This window comes from Siminovitchia sp. FSL H7-0308 (assembly GCF_037980985.1).
Lineage (GTDB): Bacteria > Bacillota > Bacilli > Bacillales > Bacillaceae_C > Siminovitchia > Siminovitchia thermophila.
In genome coordinates, this window is the sequence record NZ_CP150282.1 from 2,122,902 (window position 1) to 2,139,421 (window position 16,520).

Consider the following 16,520-nt stretch of genomic DNA (forward strand, 5'->3'; position numbering starts at 1 on the left):
GTATTAAAATGGCGAATGGAAGTCCACCCTTAAAGCCTTTTCATTTCGATTCTCCGGTTTTCTTGTCGATTTGATAGATAAAAGCCAGAACTTCGGCAACTGCGCCGTATAGTTCTTCCGGAATAGCTTCGTTAATATTCAGCTGTCCCAGCAATTCAGCAAGGGTGGGGTCTTGCTGCACCGGAATATTATTTTCTTCCGCCTTTTCCAGAATTTTCTCCGCCACTTTTCCCGTTCCTTTTGCCAATACGATAGGCGCCTGATCGCTTTCAGCATACCGTAAAGCAATGGCTTTCTTCTGTTCTACATTTTTCTCATTCATATCCGAATATCAACCCCAGTATACGGATTGCTCTCCAAGCCTGATAGCCGGTTTACGACAGGGCTTTTGTTTGCCGGCTTGCGAATATGCACCGTGGATAAAGTATAATCTAAATTTTTTAATTCCTCTTTTAGAAAGGGCATAAGCGTTTGCGCCAGGGGTTTGATTGCCTCTGATTCGTTAAAGAGCGTAACTGTGACGACCCGGTTTTGTATTTGCATGTCCACAACCGTTTCCTTTAAATGTTGCAGGTCAAGGTAAAATAAAATCCGACAATAATCAGCGTCTATTTTTCCATCCGGTTTCCGCTTTGCTGTCCATTGCATTGTTAATTCGGTGTATTGCTGAAAAACTGTTAAAGGAATAGTGAAAACGATTTGCTGAACAGATGTGTTATTGGCTGAAAATAGCTGCTGTCCGTTCATTTTTAAAATAATTTGCTCCGCGTAATTTCGCGAAGTGTTTCCAGCTTCATTGATCCCGACATATTTTACAAGAAGGGATTTTAATGCCAACTCCGGCTTGAGCTGTTCCATATTGGCTTCATAAAAGATCCCTGTATGCTTAATCGCTCTCATAAGATGTTGAAAAACGTCCTTGCCTGTTCCTGTATGAGCTTTTTCTTGATGGCTGCCATGATGGAGCAGCTCCTCAAGATGCTGAAGGATTTGTTGAACGAGAGGGGCATTTTTTGGTTCCTGCTGGAGGGATTCATATAATGAGGACATTAAATTGGTGAAGGATGTTTTGTTTACAGCCGCAAAAAGGGATTGAAACACCGAGTCAATAAAGGGTAAGTTTTGCCTGCTCATAAAACGGATGACATCCATAGCCAAACTTTGGTCATTCACTGTCTTCAGCCATCTTCCAGCAGTGAATATTTGCTCTTTCGTCAATGGAACGGGTTCCTTCATTAAGAAATTTGTAAGCTCTTGCAATCCCTTCTGCTCTGGAAATGGAGAGTGATCGAGCGAAATGGGACCAGGGGTGCGAGGGGCTTCTTTCGACAGTAATTTTAAAAGCAATTCTCCTTGTTGAAACGCTGCCTGAAACCAATATCCCTTTCCGCTTTCCAAAGGAACCTCCAGTTTTGCAATCAAGCGGTTGGATCCAATTTGAATTTCTGCCAGCTGATTGGGAAAAAAGCGAAGTGTTCTGGCAAATACTACTTGGCCATCCCGCAGTATGAACGGCTGGTCAGCAGGGACTTTATCGGTATTAAACATTATTCTCGAAATGGTATGTATATCCAATCAACTCACGTCCTTCTCACTGGCCGGCATGTTCTTTTATCGGGCCGAAAGATTTTCGGTGAATCGGACAAGGCCCGTAAGATTGCAATGCAGACAAGTGGCCTGCAGTTCCGTAGCCCTTATGGATGCGGAAACCGTACTGGGGAAACTGCTCATCATATTGTATCATAAGCCGATCGCGGGTGACTTTGGCAATGATTGATGCAGCCGCTATTGAAACACTTGCTGTGTCGCCTTTTACAATCGACTTGTAGGAAAACGGCACATCTATTTCCATGGCGTCAAAAAGGATAAAATCCGGCTGGACACTTAATTCGCTGATGGCTGTCTGCATTGATTTTTTGACGGCATTATGTATGTTCAATATATCTATTTCCCGCGCCGAAATAATCCCAACTCCGACAGCGATTGCTTTTTCCGTAATTTCTTGATAAATGTCAAAGCGTTTTTTTTCGGAAAGTTGTTTTGAATCATTGATCCCCGCGATATAACAGTCGGCAGGCAATATGACAGCGGCCGAAACAACCGGCCCGGCCAGCGGCCCGCGCCCGGCTTCATCAACTCCCGCGATATGCTCATAACCCGCCGCTCTCGCTTCTTCTTCCAATTTGCTCATGTTCTCATATCGCTTCCGCTCAAGTAGCGCTTTTTGTTTTTCACGCCGCCATTTGGCTACAAGGGTTTGGACGCCCTTGCGTGAATCCAAGGCAAGCTGCTGAAATAATGGGTCCTGCTCGTCTGTTATCTCTGGCAGCAATTTTTTTACTTGTTCGACAGTCATCTTGTCCATCCATTGTCCCTCATTGTCTATCTGTTTTTTATATCGGCCAAGTGAAGAGGTTATGTATATGTTTACAAAAAATTAGTCGGATTGTTCTTTCGGAAAATCAAATGTCAATCGACCAAGCTTTTGTGTTCGCACATCCATCACGATGATGTCAGCCGTTTTATCATAATCAACTTCCCCTCCGGACATTAAACAGCCGCGGAGCTTCCCGATATGATCGAATAAATCAGCCATTTCTGTCGCTATATCCGCCATTTGGTACCTCTCCATTAAGCGTTGCGGATAATGGCTTTTCAGGAAATCCAGCGCATAGACGGCAATGTCTTGCATATTTAATAATGAATCCTTAATGGCTCCTGTTAAAGCCAACTTGTATCCAATTTCTTTATCTTCAAATTTCGGCCATAAAATTCCGGGTGTATCGAGAAGTTCCAGTTCTTTTCCGACTTTTATCCATGCTTGTCCGCGTGTTACTCCCGGTGTATTGGCAGTTTTGGCGATATTACGCTTTGCAAGCCGATTAATCAAAGTTGACTTCCCCACATTCGGTATGCCAATAATCATCGCCCGTAAGGCTCTTGGCTTTAGACCTTTTTTTGCCCGCCGCTCGATTTGCTCCTTCAGCAATTCCTTCGATGCTGCGATGATTTCTTTCAATCCCTTCCCTTCCTGGGAATTAATGGCAAGCGCCTTATGGCCCTTTTCACTGTAATAACGAATCCACTCCTTCGTATAATCAGGATCCGCCATGTCAGCCTTATTCAAAAGAATAAGGCGCTTTTTTTGCAGAATGATTTCATCAAGCATAGGGTTGGCGGATGAGATGGGAATCCGCGCATCAACAAGCTCGAACACAATATCTACGACTTTTAATTTTTCTGTCACTTCCCGGCGAGCCTTTGCCATATGCCCGGGAAACCATTGAATTGCCATGAATGTTCCTCCATTCAATCACTTTACAACTCTAACATCCTTTAAAGGCCAATATACAAATTTGGTGTCGCCAATCACTTTTTCCATTGGTATTGTTCCTATATGGCGACTGTCTTTACTTGAACGGCGGTTGTCCCCCATTACAAACAGTTCACCTTCCGGAACGGTTTTGTGGCCGGTAATTTCCTCCAAAGTAAAATCTTCCGTTAAAGGACCTTCCGGATTTTGCTTTTTGTAGACTTCCAAATATGGTTCCTTATAAGGCTTTCCATTCACATAAAGTGTGTCGTTTACATACTCAACGGTATCTCCGGGCAATCCGATCACGCGTTTTATATAATCCTTTTGCTCAGGGGCATGAAAGACGATAATATCAAAACGGTCCGGTTTGCTCAGTTTGTTAACAATCATTCTGTCGCCGTTATGGAGTGTGGGCATCATGGAAAACCCGTCTACAACAATCGGAGCAAAAAGGAAGTAACGAATAATCGCAGCCAGCCCTACGGCAATGAGCAAGGCTTTTGTCCATTCCCAAATCTCATTTTTTTGTTTCGCCATTTTGTCACCATCCAATCATCACTGGGAAGTTTTCACATGTTTTCTCTCATATGTATACACCATTTTACACGAGTTTAAAACGCAAGGAAATAAATTGCAAAGTAAAAGGAGCTTGAATCCAAGCTCCTTTGACAAATTTCATTTACGGCCTCTTGTTGCAACGAAGCAGGCATGAGCCATAAATTAACGAATTTCTTTGATACGAGCCGCTTTACCACGCAGTTTGCGCAGATAGTAAAGTTTTGCACGGCGAACCTTACCGCGACGCACGACTTCAATTTTAGCAATTCGTGGTGTATGGACCGGAAATGTTCTTTCCACACCAACACCGTAGGAAATTTTGCGAACGGTAAAAGTCTCGCTGATTCCGGCACCTCGCCGGCGGATAACGACTCCTTCAAACAGCTGGATCCGCTCACGCGTTCCCTCTACGACTTTTACATGAATCCGAACTGTATCCCCCGGGCGGAATGCCGGCAGGTCAGTACGAAGCTGCTCTTTCGTGATTTCCTCTATTAATTTGTGCATCGTATTCATCTCCTTCCACCGATGCTCATGCAAACGTTCAATCTTGCAGCGGAACACCGTAGTCACCGACTGGAAACAACTTGCTACATTCCCAGCCACAAAAGTAATAATATCATAGCCAGCCGTCATTTACAATTGGAATTAGGACAGATTTTCCTCGTCAAGCCACTTTTTTTGTTCTTCCGTTAACGGATAGCTGTCAAGAAGGTCGGACCGGCGATTTTTTGTCCTTTTTAAAGATTGCTTGATACGCCATTCTTCGATCTTTTTATGGTTGCCGGATAGGAGCACGTCAGGCACCTTCATTCCCCGAAACTCGGCCGGCCTTGTATAATGCGGGTGTTCAAGCAATCCGGTTGAATAAGAATCCAAAACAGGTGATTTTTCATTTCCAAGAACGCCCGGCAATAGCCGGACAACCGAATCAATGACAACCATAGCGGCCAGTTCACCGCCTGTTAATATGTAATCCCCAATGGAAATTTCGTCAGTCACAATACTTCTGATCCGCTCATCATATCCTTCATAATGTCCGCAAATGAAAATAATTTGCTCCTCTTTTGACAACTGTTCCGCCTTCTTTTGGGTAAATGTCTCTCCCTGCGGGCATAAAAGAATAACGCGCGATGAATGTTTCTTTTTTACGCATTCTACCGCATCGAAGATCGGCTGCGGCTTTAATACCATTCCCGCGCCGCCGCCATAAGGGTAATCATCTACCGTCTTGTGCTTGTCATCGGAAAAATCACGGAAATTTGTTAGATGGTATGTGACGGCATTTTTTTCGGCAGCTTTTTTTAAAATGGAAGAACCGAGAACTCCTGAAAACATTTCGGGGAACAAAGTCAATACGTCAATCCTCACGGCAATAATCCCTCCAGCGGATCAATGACAATTTCTTTTGTATCAACAGAAACTTTAAGGACTACATCAGCGATATAGGGTATGAGCAAATCTTTTCCGTTCTCTCTTTGGACGACCCAAACATCGTTGGCCCCTGGGGTTAAAATTTCTTTTACAGTACCAAGCTCTTCTCCGTCAACAGTCAACACTTTGCAGCCAATGATTTGGTGAAAATAGTATTCGCCTTCTGGAAGATCCATCAATTCTTCTTCGGAGACTTTTAACATCCCGTTTTTCCATTGTTCTACTTCATTCACATTGTCATATCCTTCAAAGGTAAGCAAATCAAATTGTTTATGCTTGCGATGTGTTTTGACTACAAGTGGAATAGGTGCTGCTTCGTTGAGGAAGAGATGCAGGGTATTACCCGGGGCGTAGCGTTGTTCCGGAAAATCGGTTACGGAAATCACTCGGACTTCTCCGCGTATTCCGTGGGTATTGACAATTTTTCCAACATTAAACCAACAGCCCATGACAGTCACCTTTCTCGAATTTCAGATATGATTCCGTCTTTTATAATGACGGTTTTCCCTTTCATTATTTCTTCCCAATTATCACCAATTTCAACTTCTACAAGTGCCTGGACATCTTGATCCTTTAGCTCGCTCCCGTACGGAAGCATCCCAAGCTGCTCAATTTGAAAGTCGATTAATTTTATTTTTTCCTTTCTCAAATCAATTTCCTTATCAAATTGGGCTTTTAGGCCGACGGCTGAAAACTTTCTTGTTCTTTCCAATTTTTTCATCTCAAATAATAATTGATCGCATTCTTTTTGCAATTGCTGTTTTTGCTGGTTATATTTAGCGGAAAGCTTTTCACGGCTTTTTTCGGTTAAAATTTGTTTGACGGTGACAGTTTGGATAATTTTCACACGATCATCCTCCGTCTTTTATTTTCGGTGATATCGTTAAAAAAAAGGGAGGTTTTTCCTCCCTATTCGTCGATTTCCATGTATACCTTCTTATGTTGTTTGGATCCTGCAGCGGCATACACGACCGTTCTAATCGCTTTGGCTACGCGTCCATGCTTTCCAATCACCTTCCCGATATCCTTTTCGTGAACCGTAAGATGATAAACAATTCGTTTGTCATCTTCACTGACACGCACTTGAACATCGTCAGGATGATCAACAATCGGCTTGACGATCGACAAAATTAATTCTTGCATCGCTATCACGTTTACTTGCTATTCTTCGCGTTATGGTATTTCTCCATAATACCTTGTTTCGAGAACAGGTTGCGGACGGTATCAGAAGGTTTCGCCCCATCCTGAAGCCACTTTAACACACTTTCTTCATTAATTGTAACTTGTGCAGGCTCAGCGACTGGGTTATATGTGCCAACCTCCTCAATGATACGTCCGTCACGCGGTGAACGCGAGTCGGCAACAACGATCCGATAAAAAGGAGCTTTCTTTGCTCCCATACGTTTTAAACGAATTTTAACTGCCATGCTTTAAAGCACCTCCGAATAGTTTCACACAAGATAGTATAATATCAGTGTGTGTTTTGTTTGTAAAGTGTTTTTTCTTAACATGTTAAAATGACATGTATGCAACCCCAAGACGGGATAACTACGTGGCATACAGTTGCCTTTTGGTAATCGGCGGAAGCTTGATATTATCTTGCTCCCGCGCCGCTTATCGACTAGCTGACTTTACGCTAATATGCTCCTGCGCCCCGGCTTATTCGATAGAAGCCTTATTCAGCGCGTCACAAGATGCAGACGCTTTGCACAGCTTCTTGTCTCCTAAGACACGGTACACTTAATTGAAGTGGTTAAACCTCAGCGCATCACAAAGAAGCTTATTCTGATTGGAAACAGCTGAGGCGCCATGGTCCTATTAACTTGGCAAAAGCGCTCTAGATAAGCAGGCGCTTTTCGCTTTTCTTATTGTCCAGCTCTAGCGCCTATCGACTAGCCGACTTCGAGCCTACTCCTACGATAAGTCAACATCGGCTCGGTCCTCGCCGTGTTTCCTTTATCTCGTCGCAGGCGCTCCAGTCTGTACGTCGATGAACAGGCGCTTTCCGCTTTTCTTACATAAACGGAAATTTGAAGCCTTTCTTTCTCCCTTTTTGCTGCATGCCCGACATTTGTTTGAGCATTTTTTTCATTTCCTCAAACTGTTTCAGGAGCCGGTTTACTTCTTGAACGGGACGCCCGCTCCCTTTGGCGATTCTTCTGCGCCTGCTCGCATTAATGATTTCGGGATTTTCTTTCTCGGCTTTTGTCATGGACCGGATAATGGCCTCCACATGCCCAATCTGCTTTTCATCCACTTGCAAATTGTTGAGCCCTTTCATCTTGTTGGCGCCCGGCATCATTTTGATCAATTCATCGAGCGGCCCCATGCTCCTGACTTGGCCAAGTTGTTCAAGGAAATCGTCAAATGTAAAAGAGGCTGTCCGGAATTTATGTTCCATTTCCTTCGCTTTTTCTTCATCGACAGATTCCTGGGCTTTCTCAATCAAGGTAAGCACATCGCCCATACCCAAGATCCGGGAAGCCATTCGCTCGGGGTGGAACGGTTCGAGTGCATCCATCTTTTCTCCCATCCCCACAAATTTAATGGGTTTTTGGGCAACGGAGCGAATGGATAAAGCAGCCCCTCCGCGGGTATCCCCGTCCAGCTTTGTCAAGATGACCCCTGTAATGTCAAGCTGCTCATTAAAGCTTTGTGCCACATTGACAGCATCCTGCCCCGTCATCGCGTCCACTACAAGGAATATTTCATCCGGATCGGCTACTTCCTTGATTTGCCTTAATTCTTCCATCAGCTCGTCATCAATATGCAACCGTCCGGCAGTGTCGATTAGAACATAATCACAATTTTCTTCCTTTGCCTTTTCGATTCCTTTACGGACAATGTCCACGGGGTTCACTTGGTCGCCCAGCGAAAACACTGGCATATCGAGTTGCTTTCCGATCGTCTCGAGCTGTTTAATGGCCGCCGGCCTGTATATATCGGCTGCAATGAGCAAAGGCTTGCGGTTGTAGCTTTTGCGCAACAAATTGGCAAGCTTCCCCGTTGTCGTCGTTTTACCGGCTCCTTGCAGTCCGGACATCATGATCACCGTCGGTGGACGTTTCGCCGTGGCAATCTTGCTTTGTTCACCGCCCATCAGATCGGTAAGCTCTTCTTTCACCACTTTAATGACTTGCTGGCCAGGCGTGAGGCTTTTCATTACCTCCTGCCCGACTGCCCTTTCGCTCACCTTTTTAATAAATTGTTTGACAACCCGAAAGTTGACATCCGCCTCAAGCAAAGCAAGCCGGACTTCACGCATCATTTCTTTGACGTCCGCTTCTGTTACTTTTCCCTTGCCGCGGATTTTTTGAATTGTCGATTGCAACCGGTCGGCCAATCCTTCAAATGCCATTATTGCCGCCCCCTAATCCAATTCCTCTAATTTATCCAGATAGATGGATATTTTATCCTTCAAATCCGGGAAGTCGCTTAACTGTTCCCTCATCAAACTCGTCAAATGTGTTCGTTTTTGGAATTTTTCCAGCAGTAAAAGCTTGCTTTCATACTCTTCGAGCAATGCTTCAGTCCGTTTTAAATTATCGTATACAGCTTGCCGGCTCACGCCATAGTTTTCGGCAATTTCTCCGAGTGAAAGATCATCCCGGTAGTAAAGGGCCATATAATTACGCTGCTTTGGAGTCAACAACGTTTGATAAAAGTCATACAAGTAGTTCATGCGCGTTGTCTTCTCAAGCATCATCGGGATCTCCACCTTGTTAAGTTAAAAGCCTTTACACACCCTAAATCTTACACCATTACCAGTGAGGCGTCAACCCGTTTCCTTGAAAGCGACTATTCCTCCGTTTTCTCGATCGCATCAGAAAACAATCCGTAAATATATTTCTCAGGATCAAATGGCTGTAAATCATCTATTTTTTCACCAAGGCCGACAAATTTCACCGGAATATTGAGTTCTTTCCGAATCGCCAATACAATGCCGCCTTTGGCTGTTCCATCCAACTTGGATAACACAATGCCGCTGACATCGGTCGCTTCTTTAAAAGTTTTTGCCTGGAGCAAGGCATTTTGCCCGGTTGTGGCATCCAGAACGAGCAAAACTTCATGTGGTGCCCCAGGAATCTCCCTTTCTATGACACGCTTGATCTTTCCCAGCTCGTTCATCAAGTTTACTTTGTTCTGCAGGCGGCCTGCGGTATCACATAACAAAATATCCGCTTTTCTCGCTTTTGCGGCCTGTACCGCATCATACATAACAGCAGCCGGATCCGAACCCGCTGTTTGTTTAATGACTTCCACACCGACACGCTCACCCCATACTTCAAGCTGCTCAATGGCTCCGGCGCGGAACGTATCTCCTGCGGCAAGCAACACTTTGTTTCCCTCCGCTTTAAAATGGTGGGCCAGTTTGCCGATCGTCGTCGTTTTGCCGACGCCGTTAACCCCGACAAATAAAATGACGGTTAGACCATCCTTCTGGATGTTCAAATCACCGAGATGATCCTCCCCCGACTCGTAAATCTCAATCAGCTTTTCGGATATAACGGATTGGACCTCTAGCGGATCTTTCATGTTTCTTCTTTTCACTTCCGTCTTTAACTCATCGACAAGTTCCATAACCGTGTCAAAACCGACATCCGCCTGAATCAATATTTCTTCAAGCTCTTCAAAGAAGTCTTCATCCACCGTACGATAGCGGGCGACGAGGTCATTGATTTTATTGGAAAAATTATCACGGGTTTTTACAAGGCCTTCTTTAAATTTTTCAGAGATGGTATCGGTTGATGTTGTAAATTTATCTTTTAATTTTTTAAAAAAACTCATTTGCTTCACCCCCAAGGTTATTTGGCCAGCGCTTCAGCTTCCTCCAGTTTTACAGAAACAAGTTTGGATACGCCGGACTCCTGCATCGTGACGCCGTATAATACGTCTGCTCCGGACATAGTGCCTTGTCTGTGTGTAATGACGATAAACTGGGTGCTTTGGCTGAATTCTTTTAAATAATTGCTAAATCGAAGGACATTCGCTTCGTCCAGCGCCGCTTCCACTTCGTCCAGCACACAAAACGGGACTGGTCTGACTGTTAAAATGGAAAATAATAGGGCGATGGCTGTCATCGATCGTTCTCCGCCCGATAAAAGGCTCAAATTTTGCAGTTTTTTTCCGGGCGGCTGGGCTACTATTTCAACTCCGGTCGTTAATAAATCATCCGGTGCTGTCAACTCCAGCTTCGCTCGTCCTCCGCCAAATAAGGATCGAAAAACTCCTTCAAATGCTTGTTGGATGGATTCAAACGTTTGACCAAACCGTTTAATCATTTCTCCATCCATCTCCTCCATAATTTGTATAAGCGTATCCTTCGCTTCCATTAAGTCTTGCTGCTGGGCTTGTAAAAATTCAAATCGGCTGTTTACCCTGTCATATTCTTCTATTGCACCAATGTTGACAGTACCCATATCCTCAATTTCATTCTTAAGCACTTCCAACCTGTTTTTTGCTTCTTCAGGTGTTTCTTCTAATGGATAATCTGCTTTCGCCCGCTCATAAGACATCCTATATTCATTTTTTAATATATGGGCATAGTTTTCCAATTCAACTTCGAGCCGGTTTTTCTTTAATTCGCTTTCTTTTGCCAGATTCATCATTTTCCGATGTTTTCTTTTTAACGCTCGCAGTTCGATTTCGATTTCCGCAATGGCTTGCTGGACAGCGTTTCTTTCTTTACGCCTGAGTGCAGCTTCTTCGATCGTTTCTTCCTTTTTTTTCCGCATAATGTGTATTTGTTGGTGATTATCGACGATATTTTTCTCGATTTTTTCGCTTTCTTTTTGGAGTGCGGCGAGTCTTTCCTCTGCGTCCACCATGTCGTTTTGCAATTCTTTCAACGTTAACATAAGCCTGTCCCGATTGGCTATTTCTGCGTTTTTCTGTTCATGCAAAGTCGCATAACGCGTATTTAATTCGTTTATGTCCCCTGAAAGCAACTCTTTATGTTGACGCTGCTCATTCCGTTTTGTTGTGAGCTCTTCAATCTCCTTATCAAGCTTGGCAATTTCTTGTTGACTATTTTCCAACACGGATGCAACTTGCTTCATTTGGTCTTGGATCGAGATACATTCGGCTGTGATTTCCTTTTTTTCCATTTCAAAAAGAGCCATGTAGTCTTGCGCATTTTTTTCATTGATTTCAAGCTGGGAAATTTGTTTCTCTAATTCCTGGCGCTCTCGCAGCCACTTTTTCTTTTGTTTTCCCGCTTCATCCAGCACATTATTATATTTGGCAAGTTGCTCCTTCAGTCTGCTTCCTTCAAGTTCATAGTTTGAAATGGTTGTCTCCACAGCATATAGCTCTTTTTTTAACCGGGCAATCTCATTCTTGCGTCCCACAAGGGAGTTCCGTTTTTGTTTTGAATTTCCCCCCGTCATGGAACCGCCGGGATTCATCACTTCGCCGTCGACGGTTACGATGCGAAAACGATATTGAAGCAGCTTTGCCAGCTCCGTTGCTCCTTGCAAGTCTTTGGCAATAATGACATTTCCCAGCAAGTTGCCAATTGCCGCCTCATGCTTTTTGTCAAAGCGGATCAGTTGCGAGGCAATGCCGACAAATCGGCTGTGACGCTGAAGGAACGCTAGTTGCTCGCTTTGCAGCTGTTTCGGCCTGACAATATTAAGCGGCAAAAAAGTCGTCCGTCCCAATCTGTTTTTCTTTAAAAATTCGATCGCTTTCCGGGCGTCTTCGTCTGTTTGGACAATGATGTGTTGAACGGCGCTGCCAAGCGCGATTTCAATGGCTGTCTCCAGCTCTTTCGGAACATCAATCAATTCTGCGACGGCTCCTTCTATGCCAGACAAAATGGATTTTTTGGCTTTCAACACTTGACGTACACCATGAAAATATCCGGCATAATCCTCAGCCAATGATTCTAGACTTTCCTTTTGGGCTTTCAGTTTATCGGCGGTTCTGTAGGATTCCATCAGCATGGATTGCTGTTGATCCAATTTACCCTTCAACCCATTCATATGTTCCACAAGTTCTTTTTCCTGCAACACTATGTCTTCCAGGGCTTTTAACACTTGAACGATTTTTTCCTTTTTCTCCAAAAGCTTGCTTTTTATATCTTGATAGTCTCCTGAATATTTGTCATAATTTTCATTCGCCTTTTGCAGCTTTATTTCCTGCTGGCTTAACTGGCTTTCTAAATATTGAAGCCTGTTTTTCTCGGATGCCCGCTGATTCAAAACCTCGACATAATCACTTTTTAGCGAATCTATCGTCGCCTCAATTTGGTCATCAAAAAAGCCCAGCTCATTTTTCTTTTTTTTAAGCTCATCCTGGACATGGTCAATTTCCTGATCTTTTTTTTGTAAGAGATTTCTCGTGGCCTCGAGTTGTTTTTTTAACTCTTCTATTTTACTGCCGGCCTCTTGAATCGAAACTTGGAGCTGTTCCATTTGTTCGTTCGTATACTTCTTTCTTTCCTGAAGAACCTGGCTCGTCCCTTCCAGTTTCTCTAGTTGTCCAGACACATCGAGAAGAACATTTTGAAGTGAGGTGATCGCCTCGTCAAGCCCATTCTCGGTCTCCCTTTTCCCATCAAGAGCCATTTCAGCTTGCTGGACGGCATTTGCCACTGATTGCTCATTGTCGGTATGCTCTTCCCACTTGTTGTTCAACGACTCCCATTCTTTATAAAGCGTTTCGATTTGGTATACTGTTAACGCTATTTCACTTTTTTCTTTCAACCTTTTTTTATCCAGATATGTTTTGGCCTTTTCTGCTTGTTCCATTAACGTTTCCAATTGTCCATCCAATTCATGGATAATATCGTTTACCCGGTTTAAGTTGTCCTCTGTTTCCGCCAATTTTCCTTCTGCTTTCATTTTTCTCTGCTTATATTTCAGGACTCCGGCGGCCTCTTCAAAAATGGTCCGCCTTTCTTCCGGTTTACTGTTTAAAATTTGATCCACTTTTCCTTGGCTAATGATGGAAAAGGCCTCTCTTCCAAGCCCTGAATCAGTAAACAGATCGACAATATCCCTGAGCCTGCATCGGCTCCCATTGATATAAAATTCACTTTCTCCGGTCCGATGAACGCATCTTTTCACACTGACTTCATTATAATCAATCGGAAGCAACCCGGATGTATTATCCAAGATCATGGTCACTTCCGCAATATTAAGCGGCTTCCTTGAATCGCTTCCCGCAAAGATGACGTCTTCCATCGTTCCCCCGCGCAAGCTTTTGGCGGATTGTTCGCCGAGCACCCAGCGAAGAGCGTCTGTAATATTGCTCTTGCCGCTTCCGTTTGGCCCGACAACCGCGGTAACGCCGGGTACAAAATCGACCGTTACCTTCTCGGCGAAAGACTTAAATCCAAATATGCTTAATTGTTTCAAGAACAATCTGTTTCTTCCCTTCACTATTGAGTTAAAGCTCGTTTAGTTTTCCTAAAGCCATTTGGGCGGCATGCTGCTCCGCTTCTTTTTTGGAGCGGCCCATGCCTTCGCCGAGTACTTGGCCATTGAGGATTACTTGCGCTTCAAACACACGATTGTGGGCCGGACCGTGTTCTTTGAGTATATTGTATTCAATCGCTCCGGAACCGTCTCTTTGAACGAATTCCTGAAGCTGGCTTTTAAAATCCATCACATGAGAAAAAGCACCTTTGTCCACTTTTGGAAACACGATTTTTTCAAGGAATGCTTTCGTTATTTCCAAGCCCTGATCCAAGTATAAAGCTCCGATAAATGCTTCAAAGGCATCCGCAAGCAATGCGGGCCGTTTTCTTCCGCCAGTCATTTCTTCTCCCTTGCCAAGTAAAACGGCATCACCAAAATGCAGTTCATTGGCAAAAACAACTAATGACGGCTCACACACGATGGCAGCTCGGAGCTTCGTCAGCTCTCCTTCGCTCATCATCGGATATTTTTCGTATAAGTAGTGGGAAACTGTCAGTTCCAGAACCGCATCTCCCAAAAATTCCAGACGTTCATTATCTTCATAGGGCTTTTTTCGATGCTCATTCACATAGGATGAATGTGTAAAAGCTTTCATCAGGAGTGTTTCATTGGAAAATTGAATTCCAATTTTTTCTTGGATCTGTTTAAATAACAAACGCTCCCGTTCTCCTGCTTGTTGACTTTTTTTTGGTTTGCGCATATCTTCTTCCACCTTATCGGTATTTATAAGTAGAAAAAGCCCCGTCGGCAATCAACGGGACATTTTACTTCCAACGATTAACTGTTGCTTTTTATGTAATTGACCGCATCACCGACTGTCGCGATTTTTTCAGCATCCTCATCGGAAATTTCCATATCAAACTCGTCTTCAAATTCCATGACCAGTTCAACTACATCAAGCGAATCTGCTCCTAGATCATCTCTGAACGAAGCTTCAAGCGTTACTTTAGACTCTTCCACTCCAAGACGGTCAACAATAATTTTCGTTACTCTTTCCATAACATCTGCCATCCGATTCACCTCCCCTCAAGTCATTATAATCGATATACATGAAAAATAAAATATCGCCTTTATTTTCTTCAGGCGCATTTACATCGCCATTCCGCCATCTACGCAAATCGTTTGTCCTGTTATGTACTCGGCATCATCGGAAGCCAAAAACAGCGCTGTTTTGGCGATATGCTTTGCTTCACCGAATCTCGCAAGCGGAATTTGTTGTAACATCGCTTCTTTCATGTCTTCCGATAATTCGTGAGTCATATCCGTGGTAATAAATCCAGGCGCAATCGCATTGACTGTAATATTGCGTGATGCAAGCTCCCTTGCCGTAGATTTCGTTAAGCCGATGACTCCGGCCTTTGCTGCAACGTAATTGGCTTGACCCGGGTTTCCGATCACACCGACGATCGAAGAGATGTTGATGATTCTTCCAGATCTTTGCTTCATCATTTGCCTCGTTACAGCTTTTGTGCAAAGGAAGACTCCTTTTAAGTTGGTGTCGATCACTTCATCCCACTCATCTTCCTTCATTCTCATCAGCAGATTATCTCTCGTAATACCGGCGTTGTTGACAAGAATATCTATACGCCCAAAGTGGCTAATTGTATCTTTCACCATTTTTTGTACCGCATCCCCAGACGCCACATTGCATTGATAGGCGACCGCTTCGCGGCCCATGTCGGTAATCAGGCGTACTACTTCATCCGCTTTTTCCTTGCTGCCGGAATAATTGACGATGATATTGGCTCCTTCATTGGCAAGTGTCAAAGCCATTTCCCGGCCTATTCCCCTTGAGGCTCCTGTCACGATAGCCGTTTTTCCTTCCAAACGCAATTTAATTCCCCCTTAATGCCGCCACTGCAGCTTGTAAGCTTTCCGTATCTTGGACAGATACTGTCTTGACGTTGCGGTCTACTTTTCTGATAAGTCCGGATAACACTTTTCCCGGGCCGACTTCTACGAAAGTGCCGACACCAAGCTTGATGAGCTTTTCGACCGTATCTTCCCACAAAACTGGTGAATATAATTGTTCAATCAACTTTTTCCGAATCATTGCAGAATCGGTTTCGGGAGCCGCCGTCACATTGACTACGACCGGGATCTCGGCATCTTTTACATTGATTTCGTCCAATACGGCTTGGAATTTTTCTGCTGCGGGTTTCATGAGCATGGAATGAAAAGGACCGCTCACCTGCAATGGAAGGACGCGTTTCGCCCCCGCTTCTTTAGCCCGATCTCCAGCTTTTTGCACTCCCGCAACCGTACCGGAAATCACAATCTGTCCGGGACAATTGAGATTGGCCAATTGAACGGGATCTCCTGCTCCCGTTACATGTTGGCAAATATCGTGAAGGATGCTTCGGTCCAACCCCAATACAGCCGCCATTGTGCCTTCTCCGCTTGGAACAGCTTCTTCCATATATTCGCCCCGCTTCCTGACTGTATAAACAGCGTCTTTAAAGTCGAGCGCTCCGCTCGCTACCAGTGCGGAATATTCTCCCAAGCTGTGTCCGGCCGTATAATCCGGGCGAATGCCGGCTTCTTCCAGTTCTTTCAGCAAAGCGACGCTTGTCGTCAAAAGGGCGGGCTGGGCGTTCGTTGTAAGCGTCAGCGTTTCCTGAGGTCCCTCAAAAATGACCTTGGACAAGGAAAAACCCAATGTTTCATCCGCCAAGTCAAAAATGCGGTTTGCCTGTTTATTTTGCGTGGCCATTTCCTTTCCCATGCCTACCGTTTGCGAGCCTTGCCCCGGAAAAACAAAGGCAATTTTCTCCATGTATTCCACT

19 protein-coding genes are annotated in these 16,520 nt (G+C 44.3%); all 19 read right to left on the bottom strand.

Going from position 1 to position 16,520, the window contains the following annotated elements:
* Nucleotides 1-40: 40 nt before the first annotated feature.
* Nucleotides 41-322: an EscU/YscU/HrcU family type III secretion system export apparatus switch protein gene (locus MHB50_RS10085; protein WP_077111742.1), complete on the bottom strand. Its 282-nt coding sequence runs from the start codon at nucleotides 320-322 to the stop codon at nucleotides 41-43.
* Nucleotides 319-1,575, bottom strand: a complete 1,257-nt coding sequence (locus MHB50_RS10090) for a hypothetical protein (protein ID WP_077111743.1) — start codon at nucleotides 1,573-1,575, stop codon at nucleotides 319-321. Before MHB50_RS10090 ends, MHB50_RS10085 begins: the two co-directional genes overlap by 4 nt.
* Before the next feature lie 16 nt (nucleotides 1,576-1,591).
* Nucleotides 1,592-2,365, bottom strand: coding sequence for a ribonuclease HII (locus tag MHB50_RS10095; protein ID WP_205179462.1), 774 nt, complete (start codon nucleotides 2,363-2,365; stop codon nucleotides 1,592-1,594).
* Nucleotides 2,366-2,437: 72 nt separating this feature from the next.
* Entirely contained in the window at nucleotides 2,438-3,295 is an 858-nt protein-coding gene (gene ylqF / locus MHB50_RS10100) for a ribosome biogenesis GTPase YlqF (RefSeq protein ID WP_077111745.1), read from the bottom strand.
* A gap of 18 nt (nucleotides 3,296-3,313) precedes the next feature.
* The gene (gene lepB / locus MHB50_RS10105; RefSeq protein ID WP_077111746.1) at nucleotides 3,314-3,853 is read right to left on the bottom strand and encodes a signal peptidase I; all 540 of its coding nucleotides are present in this window, start codon (nucleotides 3,851-3,853) and stop codon (nucleotides 3,314-3,316) included.
* 183 nt (nucleotides 3,854-4,036) lie between these two features.
* The gene (rplS, locus tag MHB50_RS10110; RefSeq protein WP_077111747.1) at nucleotides 4,037-4,381 is read right to left on the bottom strand and encodes a 50S ribosomal protein L19; all 345 of its coding nucleotides are present in this window, start codon (nucleotides 4,379-4,381) and stop codon (nucleotides 4,037-4,039) included.
* 141 nt (nucleotides 4,382-4,522) lie between these two features.
* Entirely contained in the window at nucleotides 4,523-5,245 is a 723-nt protein-coding gene (trmD, locus tag MHB50_RS10115) for a tRNA (guanosine(37)-N1)-methyltransferase TrmD (protein WP_077111748.1), read from the bottom strand.
* Nucleotides 5,242-5,757 (bottom strand): ribosome maturation factor RimM, encoded by a 516-nt coding sequence (gene rimM / locus MHB50_RS10120; protein WP_077111749.1) that lies wholly within the window; start codon nucleotides 5,755-5,757, stop codon nucleotides 5,242-5,244. Before rimM ends, trmD begins: the two co-directional genes overlap by 4 nt.
* 5 nt (nucleotides 5,758-5,762) lie before the next feature.
* On the bottom strand, nucleotides 5,763-6,155 hold the full coding sequence (locus MHB50_RS10125; protein WP_340085217.1) for a YlqD family protein: 393 nt from the start codon (nucleotides 6,153-6,155) through the stop codon (nucleotides 5,763-5,765).
* A gap of 62 nt (nucleotides 6,156-6,217) precedes the next feature.
* Entirely contained in the window at nucleotides 6,218-6,451 is a 234-nt protein-coding gene (locus tag MHB50_RS10130) for a KH domain-containing protein (protein WP_077111836.1), read from the bottom strand.
* Between the two features lie 11 nt (nucleotides 6,452-6,462).
* A complete protein-coding gene (gene rpsP, locus MHB50_RS10135) occupies nucleotides 6,463-6,735 on the bottom strand; it encodes a 30S ribosomal protein S16 (protein WP_077111751.1) in 273 nt (90 codons plus the stop codon).
* Between the two features lie 587 nt (nucleotides 6,736-7,322).
* Nucleotides 7,323-8,666 carry a signal recognition particle protein gene (gene ffh / locus MHB50_RS10140; protein ID WP_077111752.1) on the bottom strand — a complete coding sequence of 448 codons (1,344 nt, stop codon included), beginning with the start codon at nucleotides 8,664-8,666 and terminating at the stop codon, nucleotides 7,323-7,325.
* A 12-nt stretch (nucleotides 8,667-8,678) separates the two neighbouring features.
* Nucleotides 8,679-9,011, bottom strand: coding sequence for a putative DNA-binding protein (locus tag MHB50_RS10145; protein ID WP_077111837.1), 333 nt, complete (start codon nucleotides 9,009-9,011; stop codon nucleotides 8,679-8,681).
* Nucleotides 9,012-9,106: 95 nt separating this feature from the next.
* Nucleotides 9,107-10,096 carry a signal recognition particle-docking protein FtsY gene (gene ftsY / locus MHB50_RS10150; RefSeq protein WP_340085218.1) on the bottom strand — a complete coding sequence of 330 codons (990 nt, stop codon included), beginning with the start codon at nucleotides 10,094-10,096 and terminating at the stop codon, nucleotides 9,107-9,109.
* A gap of 17 nt (nucleotides 10,097-10,113) precedes the next feature.
* The gene (smc, locus tag MHB50_RS10155; RefSeq protein WP_340085219.1) at nucleotides 10,114-13,677 is read right to left on the bottom strand and encodes a chromosome segregation protein SMC; all 3,564 of its coding nucleotides are present in this window, start codon (nucleotides 13,675-13,677) and stop codon (nucleotides 10,114-10,116) included.
* 25 nt (nucleotides 13,678-13,702) lie between these two features.
* Nucleotides 13,703-14,434 (bottom strand): ribonuclease III, encoded by a 732-nt coding sequence (gene rnc / locus MHB50_RS10160; protein ID WP_077111755.1) that lies wholly within the window; start codon nucleotides 14,432-14,434, stop codon nucleotides 13,703-13,705.
* Between the two features lie 77 nt (nucleotides 14,435-14,511).
* Nucleotides 14,512-14,745, bottom strand: coding sequence for an acyl carrier protein (locus MHB50_RS10165; RefSeq protein WP_077111756.1), 234 nt, complete (start codon nucleotides 14,743-14,745; stop codon nucleotides 14,512-14,514).
* A 78-nt stretch (nucleotides 14,746-14,823) separates the two neighbouring features.
* The gene (fabG, locus tag MHB50_RS10170; RefSeq protein ID WP_340085220.1) at nucleotides 14,824-15,567 is read right to left on the bottom strand and encodes a 3-oxoacyl-[acyl-carrier-protein] reductase; all 744 of its coding nucleotides are present in this window, start codon (nucleotides 15,565-15,567) and stop codon (nucleotides 14,824-14,826) included.
* A gap of 1 nt (nucleotide 15,568) precedes the next feature.
* Nucleotides 15,569-16,510 (bottom strand): ACP S-malonyltransferase, encoded by a 942-nt coding sequence (gene fabD / locus MHB50_RS10175; RefSeq protein ID WP_340085221.1) that lies wholly within the window; start codon nucleotides 16,508-16,510, stop codon nucleotides 15,569-15,571.
* Nucleotides 16,511-16,520: the final 10 nt, after the last annotated feature.